This window comes from Pseudomonas sp. S2_B10, assembly GCF_054668425.1.
Genome location: NZ_CP162768.1, coordinates 5,567,778 through 5,580,116 on the forward strand (window position 1 = coordinate 5,567,778; position 12,339 = coordinate 5,580,116).

Annotated in this window: 7 protein-coding genes; 3 read left to right on the forward strand and 4 right to left on the reverse strand. The window is 58.7% G+C overall.

What is annotated here, in order from left to right; all coding sequences use genetic code 11:
* Positions 1-39: 39 nt before the first annotated feature.
* Positions 40-750, reverse strand: a complete 711-nt coding sequence (locus tag AB4O45_RS24880; RefSeq protein ID WP_041478696.1) for a histidine phosphatase family protein — start codon at positions 748-750, stop codon at positions 40-42.
* Positions 751-954: 204 nt separating this feature from the next.
* Between AB4O45_RS24880 and sohB the strand changes: the two genes are divergently transcribed.
* Entirely contained in the window at positions 955-1,986 is a 1,032-nt protein-coding gene (gene sohB, locus AB4O45_RS24885) for a protease SohB (protein ID WP_310219665.1), read from the forward strand.
* A 65-nt stretch (positions 1,987-2,051) separates the two neighbouring features.
* Here sohB and AB4O45_RS24890 read toward each other — a convergent pair whose 3' ends face one another.
* The 3 genes from AB4O45_RS24890 to AB4O45_RS24900 form a co-directional block, all read right to left on the reverse strand.
* Entirely contained in the window at positions 2,052-2,546 is a 495-nt protein-coding gene (locus AB4O45_RS24890; protein ID WP_041478697.1) for a DUF934 domain-containing protein, read from the reverse strand.
* Positions 2,530-4,188, reverse strand: coding sequence for a nitrite/sulfite reductase (locus AB4O45_RS24895; RefSeq protein WP_460160707.1), 1,659 nt, complete (start codon positions 4,186-4,188; stop codon positions 2,530-2,532). Before AB4O45_RS24895 ends, AB4O45_RS24890 begins: the two co-directional genes overlap by 17 nt.
* A 471-nt stretch (positions 4,189-4,659) precedes the next feature.
* Positions 4,660-4,878, reverse strand: coding sequence for a DUF2970 domain-containing protein (locus tag AB4O45_RS24900; protein WP_016774481.1), 219 nt, complete (start codon positions 4,876-4,878; stop codon positions 4,660-4,662).
* Positions 4,879-5,326: 448 nt separating this feature from the next.
* On the opposite strand from AB4O45_RS24900, the gene AB4O45_RS24905 reads away from it, so the two are divergent.
* Both AB4O45_RS24905 and AB4O45_RS24910 read left to right on the forward strand, forming a co-directional pair.
* Positions 5,327-10,327, forward strand: coding sequence for a dermonecrotic toxin domain-containing protein (locus AB4O45_RS24905; protein ID WP_460161520.1), 5,001 nt, complete (start codon positions 5,327-5,329; stop codon positions 10,325-10,327).
* A 34-nt stretch (positions 10,328-10,361) separates the two neighbouring features.
* The gene (locus tag AB4O45_RS24910) at positions 10,362-12,329 is read left to right on the forward strand and encodes an NEL-type E3 ubiquitin ligase domain-containing protein (RefSeq protein ID WP_460160708.1); all 1,968 of its coding nucleotides are present in this window, start codon (positions 10,362-10,364) and stop codon (positions 12,327-12,329) included.
* Positions 12,330-12,339 lie beyond the last annotated feature (10 nt).

A 12,339-nucleotide genomic window follows, 5' to 3' on the forward strand; every position in this document is an offset into this window, starting at 1 on the left:
GAGCTGGGTGGTTACAGCCAGGGTCACAGTAAGCCGGACTCAGCGAAAAGTGATGAGTTCCGGGGCCTTCAGCAGTTGCAGGTGTGCGTGACTGTTGAAGGAAGCCAGAGCCACCTCGCGACCACGAAACTTCAGTTGGTTGAGCGAGGTGTTGACGATTTGCCAGTTCAATTCAAAGGCCTGTCTGGCAGGCATTTGCGTAATCAGGTGGAGCAGGGCAGTGATGGTGCCGCCGGAGGTAAACACGGCGATTTTCTGGTTCTTTTCCGCCAGGTCGAGGATGCGGTGCAGCCCGGCCTGAACCCGTTCGACGAAACCCAGCCAGCTTTCCAGTCCGGGTGTGTCGTAGGTGCCGGCAAGCCAGCGCTCGACGATCAGGGCGAAGATGCGCTGGAATTCACCGCGGTTCTGCGCGGCGTTGCGCAGGATGTCGAGGGCTTCCGGCTCTTCCGGCAGCATGGCCGGGAGCAGGGCGCGGATCACCGCGTCGGCGTCAAATTCGTTGAAAGCGGAATCGGTTTCGAGGACTGGAACCGGCAGGCCTCTGGCGCTGAATTGCTCCAGTGCACTGCTGGCGGTGTGCTGTTGGCGGCGCAGATCACCGGCAAGGCAACGATCGAAGCTGATACCAAGGTCGGCGAGGTGCTGGCCGAGAATTTCTGCCTGACGCACACCGGTCGGCGACAGGACGTCGTAATCGTCTGCACCAAAGGAGGCCTGGCCATGTCGTATCAAGTAGATGCTGCCCACGTCCGCGTCGTCCCGGTACGTTGAAGGTCAGGCGAGGTTATGAGGATGGCGTAAGGCTGTCAATGAAAAAACATACGCTTGTTTGAAATGCCCGTTACAGGCGTGTTGCCAGAGGTTTCACGGCTGGCCGACGAGCCGACGCATGGGTATGCTGGAGCCATTCCGCGTGTAATACACCGTCACGCATTGCTTTGAGGAGTCTCTGTGGATTTTTTCACCGAATACGCCAGCTTTCTGGCCAAGACCGTCACACTGGTGATCGCGATTCTGGTGGTGCTCGCCAGTTTCGCCGCGTTGCGCAGCAAAGGCCGGCGCAAATCGGCAGGGCAGTTGCAGGTCAGCAAGCTCAACGATTTCTACAAGGGGCTGCGTGAACGCCTGGAGCAGACCTTGCTCGACAAGGATCAGCTCAAGGCATTGCGCAAGGGCGAAGCGAAAACGGAAAAAAGCGCGAAGAAACAGAAGAACAAGCCTGAGACCAAATCCCGGGTGTTCGTGCTCGACTTCGACGGCGATATCAAGGCTTCCGCCACTGAGAGCCTGCGCCACGAGATCACCGCACTGCTGACCCTGGCCACGCCGAAAGACGAAGTGGTTCTGCGTCTGGAAAGTGGAGGCGGCATGGTGCACAGCTACGGTCTGGCGTCTTCTCAACTTGCGCGAATCCGTGATGCGGGCGTGCCACTGACAGTTTGTATCGACAAGGTCGCGGCCAGCGGCGGTTACATGATGGCCTGCATCGGCGACAAGATCATCAGTGCACCGTTCGCCATCCTCGGTTCGATCGGCGTGGTCGCGCAATTGCCTAACGTCAATCGCCTGCTGAAAAAGCACGACATCGACTTTGAAGTGCTGACCGCAGGTGAATACAAACGCACACTGACCGTGTTTGGCGAAAACACCGAAAAGGGCCGCGAGAAGTTCCAGGAAGACCTCGACATCACCCATCGCTTGTTCAAAAACTTCGTGGCGCGGTACCGCCCGCAACTGGCGATCGATGAAGTGGCTACCGGTGAGGTGTGGCTCGGTATCGCTGCGCTGGAAAACCAATTGGTGGACGAGCTCAAGACCAGCGATGAATACCTGGCGCAGAAAGCCAAACAGGCTGAGATTTACCACCTGCACTACGCCGAGCGTAAAAGCCTGCAGGAACGCATCGGCATGGCCGCCAGCGGTTCGGTAGACCGCGTGCTGTTGAGCTGGTGGAGTCGTCTTACCCAGCAACGCTTCTGGTGAACACCAGGCATAAAAAAACGCCGGTCAATGACCGGCGTTTTTGTGTCCGCAATAAACCCGCTGGCTTAGCGCCGACGGAACAGCGGCAGCGGTTCGTCACTGGCGGCCTGGTAGGTCACCGAGAAGTCCTTGAGACCTTCCAGTGCTTCGTACGGGTCTTTATCCGCGCGAATGGCAAAGGCGTCGAAGCCACAGCGGTGCATGTAGAACAGCTGGTCCCGCAGCACGTCGCCAATCGCGCGCAGCTCGCCTTTGAAACCATAACGGTCACGCAGCAGACGGGCATTGGAATAACTGCGGCCATCGGTGAACGCCGGGAAATTCAGCGCGATTACCTGGAACTCACCGACGTCTTCACCGATTTCTTCGGCTTCCTCGTCAGCATCCAGCCACACGCCCAGACCGCCGTCGCGGGCTTTGAGCATGCGGCTGTGCTCGCGCCACAACTGCAGAGGAACGATCAGATCGTCGCAGTTGCTGATCTCATCGATGTTGAAATCCTTCGGCAACAGGTGCCATGTTTCGTCGACGACTTCGTTGTTCTTAATGATTCGCTGCATAGACGCGTTCCTTGAAGAGGTCGATGCCAATACGCTGATAAGTGTCGATGAAGCGCTCGTCTTCGGTACGTTGTTCAACGTAAACGTCGATCAGCTTCGAGATCACGTCAGGCATGGCTTCCTGTGCTAAGGACGGGCCGAGGATCTTGCCCAGGCTCGCATCACGGCTGGCGCTGCCGCCGAGGGAAACCTGGTAGAACTCTTCGCCTTTCTTGTCCACGCCGAGGATGCCGATGTGGCCAACGTGGTGGTGACCACAGGCGTTCATGCAGCCGGAGATGTTCAGGTCCAGTTCGCCGATATCGAACAGGTAATCCAGGTCATCGAAACGGCGCTGGATCGATTCGGCAATCGGGATCGATTTGGCGTTGGCCAGCGAGCAGAAGTCACCACCGGGGCAGCAGATGATGTCAGTCAGCAGGCCGATGTTCGGCGTGGCGAAACCGCTTTCACGCAACTCACCCCACAGGGTGAACAACTGGCTCTGCTCGACATCGGCGAGAATGATGTTCTGCTCGTGGGAGGTGCGCAGTTGACCGAAGCTGTAGCGCTCGGCCAGATCGGCGACGGCGTCGAGCTGCTTGTCGGTAATGTCGCCCGGGGCAACGCCGGTCGGCTTCAACGACAGCGTCACAGCGACATAGCCCGGTTTTTTGTGCGCCAGGGTGTTGCGGCTGCGCCAGCGGGCGAAACCCGGATGCTCTTTGTCCAGATCGGCCAGTTGCGCGGTCTGGTTGTCGAGGGTCTTGTAGTCCGGATCGACGAAGTGCTTGGCGACGCGATGCAGTTCGGCCTCGGTCAGCGTGGTCTGGCCACCGCGCAGGTGCTCCATTTCCGCGTCGACTTTCTGCGCGAACACCTCAGGCGTGAGCGCCTTGACGAGGATCTTGATCCGCGCCTTGTATTTGTTGTCGCGACGGCCGTAGCGGTTGTACACCCGCAGGATGGCGTCGAGATAGCTCAGCAGGTCTTGCCACGGCAGGAATTCATTGATGAATGCGCCAACCACCGGCGTACGACCGAGGCCACCGCCGACCAACACTCGGAAGCCCAGCTCGCCAGCAGCGTTATAGACAGGTTCCAGACCGATATCGTGGACTTCAATGGCAGCGCGGTCACTGGTCGAACCGTTGACGGCGATCTTGAATTTGCGCGGCAGGTAGGCGAACTCCGGGTGGAACGTGGTCCACTGACGGACGATTTCGCACCATGGACGCGGGTCGATCACTTCATCGGCGGCGACGCCGGCAAACTGGTCGGTGGTGACGTTGCGCAGGCAGTTGCCGCTGGTCTGAATGGCGTGCATCTGCACGGTCGCGAGTTCAGCGAGGATGTCCGGGATGTCTTCAACCGCCGGCCAGTTGAACTGCACGTTCTGCCGCGTACTGATGTGGGCATAGCCCTTGTCGTAGTCGCGGGCGATCTTCGCCATCATGCGCACCTGACGCGAAGTCAGCTGGCCGTAAGGCACGGCCACGCGCAACATCGGCGCGAAACGCTGGATATACAGGCCATTTTGCAGGCGCAGGGGGCGGAATTCTTCTTCGCTCAGCTCACCTGCCAGATAGCGTCGGGTCTGATCACGGAACTGCTTGACGCGGTCCTCGATGATCCGCTGATCGTACTCGTCGTATACGTACATATAAGTCCTGTTCTCAGCCTTGGGCTTCTCGGAAAACGCTGCGTTTTCGCTTGCTGGAGTCCGATGTTGCCTCTGCAATTCTGCGCGCACGGCCGCGCACTCCGTCACGGAGCCGGGGCAATATACCCGTTTGCAGTTATGCGCAAAAGTGATGTTTGAGTATATGTAAAGAACCAAATCGCCTAACGCGAATGCCGGTCATCTAATCCACATTTGTCGTGCGGACAATCATCGTCTTAACTGTGATCGAGTCTTTGTGCAATCACCGATAAAACCGACAAGAGGCGATGCAATGAGCAACCCGACCAAAGCCAGAAAAAGCGACAGCAGTGTCGACGCGTGGGCCATTTTGTTTCTGATCATTCTCGTAGTAGGAACAGCGGTCTTCTGGGTCAGTCACCAGTAACATCCGCGCTCCGGGCCGTTCTCCCAAGGCCCGGATAACCTGTGGCAGATGCCTGTTCAGTGCCATCACACCCCGGCCAGATACAGCACCAGCTTGACGATGGCAAACAGCGTCAGGCCGAACACCGCCGTGAACAAAACTCCCAGAATCACAAAGTGACTGGGTTTGCCGTGGGTGAAATCCCTTTCCCGGTTCTTGCCGCTCTGCACCCCGAACGCCGCCGCCATGACGCTGTGCAGCATCTGCCAGAAACTCGGCGGTTTGTTGTCGACTGGATCGTCCATAAATCCCTCTGCGAAAAGTCATCCTCCTGAAGCATAGCCAATCCGCTGGGTCCGGGATGCCATCGAAGCAGCCCGGACAAGTTTGAGCGATACCCGGATAACGCAGAAGCGATAACGCGACATGGTTTGCTGTCCGCTCCATGAAAAAGGAGTGACCATGAACGTTATCCCGCCCAAACCAGTGTCCGCGCTGCCTGCGTCGACCGCTCAGCCGGCAGACCCCGGTCGGTCAGTAAAGCTCATTGCAACGCAAAGTCTGCACGGCGAGTTTCTCGAGACATCGATCCCGCAATGGTTGACCAGCGCTTTGCCGCATCGGCGCGAGGCGCTCAAGGCGGTTCCGACCGCGTTACCGGCCTGGTATCAGAATGCGACGCCGGCCCAGCGCAAAACCCTCGACGAGACTTTCAAGGCCAGTGTCATTGCCCAGAACAGTCTCGACAAGAGCATGGCGAAATTCGTCGATGTCGAATCATTCGCCAGGCCGTTATTGATCAAAGCCTTGAAGGATAAATACGCGCTGGAAATCGACGTAGACAACACCCTGTTATGTCTGCGGCGCCCGGTCGAAATGGGTATTCAGAGAACCGTTTTGGCCTCGTTCGAGGTTCTCAAGATCACGCTGCTGGAAGCCTCGCTGCACAACTTCGAAGCTGACGAATGCGAGGGGACCTATCATTCAAGCTCCGGTTTTGTTGTGGCGACGCCTGCTGCGGACACATTCAAGCACGTCGACACAGGCCTCTCGGTCAGCCAGTTTTTGCACCTTTGCCGCAATCTGGATATAGGTCAGCAATACCAGACTTACCTGCAGGGTTTTTTTCATCCGGGGGACGCGGTGGCAGAGGCGGTGCTCAGCGAACGCTTCATCGCCAGCCAGAAGGCAGCGATGCGCGCCGCAGCCGAACAGGCGCTATTGCGCAATGACATCGAGGCGGCAGATCACGCGATGATCCTCTCGGTCATCGACGGCGAAATGCACCCGTGGATGGGGCGCAAGCAAGTCTGGTTCCAGGACCTCGGGCTGATGAAAAAAAGGCTGACCGGGTGCGTGGCTTTCGTCATCTGCGAAAAATACCGTTACACCGATGAACTGATCCTTTACATCCCCAACGACCCGGAACATCCGCTCAAGCGCTACACGTTCGAGCAAATGCGCGAAGAGCTCGAGCGCTTGCTCACCGCACGTGATGCGTCGCAACAGACCAGCGCAGAGCCCACCGCCTACCAGCGTTTTTTCAGTCAGTTCCTGCCCTATGATCAGCGCCCGTACTATTTCAGCCAGTTCAGGCAAAAGGCAGCCGACTCACCTGGCGATGCCTGGGACGTTCTGCGTTCCCCTTGGCTGGCCTTCGTACAGGGTTTTACCGGTGGTTCTACATTCACCACCATCGAACAGGTTCCGCCCGAACGCACAGTCAAGTGGGAGCCGGCGGTTGATCCGTACATCGCGCCTTCGACAGTCGAACGCAAGGGCAGGGGGCTTTGGGCGCCCAACGAGGACTTGTGGCAATACCTTTATGCGCAGAATCGCGCCAAGGCGTTGGCCGACGCGCGAAGCCACGCGGTACCCACTGCCGATGTCGATGCGAACGCACGAGATGCCAAACTGGCCCATCTGATGCAGATCGGCATGCTGGGCTTGAATCTGGTGTCGATGTTCGTGCCTGTGCTGGGCGAAACAATGATGATCGTGATGGCGGGACAACTGCTGTATGAAACCCTTGAAGGCGCTATCGAGTGGAGTGAAGGTGATCGCAGGGCCGCCAGGGATCACCTGGTCGACGTGGCCGAGAATCTCGCTCAGGTTGCCGTGATGGCGGGTGTTGGAGCAGGTGTAAGGAAGTTCTCGGCCGCCAGGGCTGTACCGGTCATCGAACAGTTGAGTCCGGTCACGTTACCCAATGGCGAAACCCGCCTGTGGAAACCTGATCTCAGCGGCTACGAGGCCGCTGTTGTCCTTGACGCACACCTGACCCCGAATCCTTCCGGGCAGTATGCGGTGGATGGCAAAACCTGGATCCGTCAGGACAACAAGGTGTATGAGCAGGTCTTCGACGACTCGATCAACCAGTGGCGCATAAAGCACCCGACCGATCCTGCAGCCTATCAACCTGTTCTGCAAAGTAATGGCCATGGAGCGTGGCGCCATACCCTGGAACGTCCTCTGGAATGGGATCGTCTGACGCTGTTGCGGCGCATGGGCCACATCTGCGAGCCGCTATCCGATACGGAGCTGCTCAACGCGATGGATATCAGCGGCGTCAGCGACGATATGTTGCGCAAGATGCACCTCGACCATGGAGTGCCGCCACCGGAGCTGATTCAGGCCATGCGCTTGTTGAAAACCGATGCACAAGCCGCGCAAGTCATTGAGCAACTGGAGGGTGGGGCGCCGGTCGATGACAAGTATCTGTATGCCCTGCCACTGGTCACTGACATGCCGCGCTGGCCGGCCAATCGCGTACTGGAAGTCTTTGAGGGGACGCAACTGACCGGCAGATCCGTCAAGTATGGCGGCGGATATCGGGTGCGGGGTGTCGGGGGCAAGGCACCGATCCGGATTTCCCGGGCGGACGTCCTCAGCGGCGACCTGCCGCAGCTTGTTCTGGGCGGACTGGATGAATCGGAAATCGTCCACTTGCTCGGAGGTGAAGGTGCGCGGGTTCGAGAAGCGAGACCTGCAGAACTCGCCAAGCAAATTGCGGCCTATGCCCAAACCCGCCAATCGGCCATTTACGACAGTATTTATCAGGGCACCGAGCCTGTCGCCGATCAGGTCAGGCAATTGCAGAACGCCTGTCCGGGACTCAGTGAGTCAGCTGCACAGCAAGTGCTGGCGCAGGCGCGGCCGGATGAACTGCAACGGCTCGGCTCAACTCGTCCCATACCGCTGCGCATGCTGGAGGAAGCTCGCTGGTATGCGCGCCGCAGCCGGCAGGTGCGGGCATATGCGGGGCTGCGCAGCGAGAATATTGCCTCGGCGGACAGTCGATGCCTGGCGTTGCACACGCTTGAACAGTTGCCCGGCTGGCCGGACAACTTGCGCCTTGAAATACGCGAGGGCAGCGACAGCGGTCCGTTGCTTGAGAGCATTGGCAGCCAGACGGCCTTCGAGAGAAAGTACCTGATCAAAAGCGGCCAGCAATTTCAGGCATTCAACGACCGAGGCGAAACGCTCAACAGCCTGCCACGCCACGGCGACAACTTTTATGCCTCTCTCATGCACGCTCTGCCGGATCACGCGCGGCGCGCCCTGGGGGTGCCCGAGGTCAGTCAGTCGGCCGAACTGCAAAAGAAAATCATCGCCCACGCTGACCAGCACCACGGCATGGCGGCCGCATTGCTGGAACAGCCAGTGCAGTGGATGAGACCGCCGGTACGGGTAAACGAAGCGTTGATCGGCTATCCCGCCAGCGGAAGAGCGGGTTGGCTGGAGCGCAATCTGGTTGCCGACCTGCGCGACCTCTACCCGGGCCTCACCGATCAGCAGGCCAGTGGATTGATCCTTGAGCAGGTGCGTGCGGGCAGAAACAACCGGGAGATTTTTCGGTGGTTGCAGTCGCGACGCGAAGAGTGGCAACAACTTGAGGCAACACTGGACGAGTGGGCGGGGACCAACGCGATGGCTCCCTGGGAACCTTCCGGTACTGTTCAGAATCTGCTGGTCGCGCAAGCGCTTAAAACCAGTTGGCGCAATGCCCTTTTGGTCGATGAAGTGCCCAATGCGGATCAACTGCGCCTGGTGACTTACGATGCTTTGCCCGCGCTGACAGCAGACTTTTCCCACGTGCGTAAATTATCCCTTCGCGGAGATGGCATTACTGATGGCAATGCCGACGCTTTTCTTGCCCTGTTTCCCGGCCTGGAAAAACTCTCGCTGGGTGAGCGCGAGAGTTATTTTGATTTGGGTATGCACCAGCAGTCGCTGTCCTCTCTGCCCGCAAGCTTAGCCAGGATGCCTGCATTGAAAACGCTCAAGCTGAGGACCTCGGCCCCGGCAATGGCCACAGATTTCCCTCAGCGGGTGAAAATGTTGACCTCGCTCGAAGCCCTTGAACTCGATTTTCAAGGATTCATTGACGAGAACCCGCCGGCACTGGAACTGGCCGCGCTCAAACACCTGAAACGACTCAAGATCGAAGCACCCGGCATGACGCAATGGCCAGCATTCGTACAAGCGCTTCCCGAGCTGCAGAGGCTGGATCTGTTTCGGACGTCAATCGCTTCCATTCCTCCAGCGCTCTATACCGGCCATGAAAAACTGTGGGCGGGCCTGTCACTGAATTGGTCGAACTTCTCCCATGAGGCATTCAAACCTGCATTCGAGTACGTCAAAAATTATTCGGGGTCCATGGGGCATCTGATGGACCTGAACTTGATGGTCCGCCAGTACTGCCTCGGTGAACTGAAATTCCTGACGGGTGAAGGCCGCTTTCTCGATCCGTTGCCTGAGCACATCATGACTGTCTGGAATACCCCGGAAACCCGGTTGAAAGCGATCGAACTGCTGCGCCTGGAACACGCCGGGATCTTCCGCCGGTTTTATCAACCGACGACGTCCGATGGCCTGCGTGGCGCTGCACGCGAGCCGCGCTGGCAGTCGCCGCCGAACAGCGCGGTGGTGCGTGAGCTTGAGGAAAACTGGCGCGCGAGCGTACGCAAACGCTATCGCCTGCTCGACCTGGGGGACGATTCTCTGGTATTCGAGCTGTCTGACACAGACGGTTTGAACCATGGCGCGGCCATCAGCGAGCTTGTGCCATTGCCGGCCGGTACATTTTCCCATGTGCAGACCTTACGTCTGGATCGGTTGAACGTGCCGGCTGGACAGATTCAGGCTTTTCTGCAAGCGTTCAGCGGCGTGCGGACGCTGCAAATCACAGGCTGCGGATTGACCGATTTGCCGGTGAAACCGGCGGATTTTGCGCAGCTGACGCGGCTGGACCTGTCCAGCAACCAGATCACCTCTACGGGGGAAATTCAAAGCCAGTTCGCCGAGCTCAAGGCGCTTGAGTTTCTGAACTTGCGGCGCAACCGTTTGACGGCGCTGGACGTGACGGCCATGCCGAAGCTCGAAGTGCTGGATTTGAGTGGCAATAGCCTTCAAACGTGGCCAGCGGGGGCGGAAAATCTGTCCGGGTTGAAGTGGCTGGATCTGCGAGACAACAGCCTCGATTCGCTGCCCGAGCGCGTTCTTGCCATCGACAGCGTATTGCTCAAGAGCCATCTGACCGGGAACCCGTTCAGCGCTGAGGCAGAGGCAGCTCTGACGACGGCGCGCGGGCGTATCGAGGCGAGCAACGGTTTGCCTCGAGGTGCATTGAAAAGCTATGAAAGTCAGCCGGCCGGCTACCTGGTCGCTGCGACCACCTCGGTGCCAAGGCACCGCGTTTTCCCGGATTCACGAGTTTCTGTTACCGCTGCGTACTGCGTCATCTGCGGCTGAAGGTAGCGCAGGTCTGGTCAGGCGGTTGCGGGAATTGAATCCGGACCTTTCCCAGGAACAGGCCCAGCACTGTATTGCGCGGTTGGGCGGCGCAGGGTTGGATGAAGCGCAGATTGATGCCCGGATCAAGGACTGGCGAGAGAGTGACGAGGCGCTGACGCGTCAGTTGAACGGTTGGATCTTCAAGCCGGCGGCCGCTCGGGTTTCGACGCAAGACAGAGTCTTCACGGCGATGAGAATCCGTGATTGCTGGGTCGATGGACTGACCCGTCATACCGAAGAAGCGGGTCGCAAGCTCGACCTCAGCGGCTTGTACATTGTTGAGTTGCCGCCTCTGTCGAACGCGTTTACGCAAGTACGAACGCTCGACCTGACTTCGGTAGGGTTTTCCTTGCAGAGCCTGAATGATTTTTGCAGCGCTTTCCCTGAACTGACCACGCTGGTGCTTAACTCCAACAATCTGGAGGGGCTACCGGAGGCTGTCGGTACATTGCAGAGGCTGGAGCATCTGGAGCTACGCATTAACCATTTTGCTGAAGCGCCTGGCGTTTTGCAGCAAATGGGCAATCGCCTGCGTTCGCTGGATCTGAGTCATAACCAACTGAGCCAATTCAACGCCAGCGCACTCACCCGGATCGAGCGCCTGAATCTGTCTCTCAATTCGATAAGCCACTGGCCTGATGGGGTACAGGCACTGGAGCATTTGCAAACTCTCAATCTTCTTGGCAACCGTATTTCCCTATTTCCCGACACGCTGCTGGATGGCAACCATGAGCGACTTGTGGCAGGCACCGACCTGCGCGAAAACCGACTGCCTCTCGAGAGTCTGGAACAGCTCAGGGACTACAGTGCGGCTAACGCGAACCGTGGCGTCATGGGGTATTCGTTTGCCTCTCTCGAGCGCGCAATTACCGAGTATGAAACGACGTCCGAAAGCGAGCCCGATACGCCTTTTGATTCCGACAGTAGCGATAGGGATGACAGTAATGCCGGCGGTGCCGGACGCGTGGACAGGCATGAAGCCGTGGAAGCAGACGAAATCATCGCCAATCCGCAGCAAGACGTAGATGAGCAGGCAATGAACACCTGGCTCAATTACACCCGGACCCAGACGCGCGAAACGCGGCAAGCGCTATGGCTGCAATTGGCGCGCGAACCCAACCATGAGGCGTTCTTTCACCTGCTGTCGATGTTGCACGACACTGCCGATTTCAGTGTGTCGGGCGCTGATCTGACGCAACGGGTATGGCGGGTGATAGAAGCGGCAAGCGAAAACACGGAGTTGCGCGAGTTGCTCTTCTTCAACTCCGCGACTCACGGCACCTGCCCCGATGGCCGAATACTGTCGTTCAGTGAGCTGGAAACGCGGGTCTATGAATACACCGCATTGCGCGACATCCCACGCCATCTGCCTGATCAGCGCGGCATAGCGTTGGTCGAGCTGACGCGGCGCCTGTTCCGACTGGAAAGGGTCGACAGGCTGGCGGAAGCAGCTGGCAGGTTCCAGGATCGGGCCGAAATCCGTCTGCAGTACCGAATCGGCATGACGCGCGGCTGGCCCGACGGGTTAGAGCTGCCTGCGCAACCGGATCACATGTTGTACAGGACACCGATCGAGGGACAACTGCTGAGCGAGGCACGCGCTTCTGTGCTGGCCGACGAAGCGTCAGACCTGTTCCTCGAGGACTTGATTGCCCGCGATTACTGGATTCGCTACATGCGCGACCGACACGCCGCCATCTTCGATGAGCTTGAACGCAGCGCCACACACCGTCAGGAAGAAGTCGAGGATGCGCATCCAGACAAGTGGAACGACGAGGACTCGCGAAGACTGTACGTGGAAGCGATGAGCCAGTTGGAAATCGAGCTGGCGCAGGCACGCACCGACAAACTCAAGGAGCTGTCTCGCCAGGAACTGGTAAACCTTGCGCGGGTCGCTGCGGGGGATTCGCAGACACGCCCGGCGTCACCGCAACCGGGGCCGTCCTCGCGTCGGGACTGAGGAGCTGACC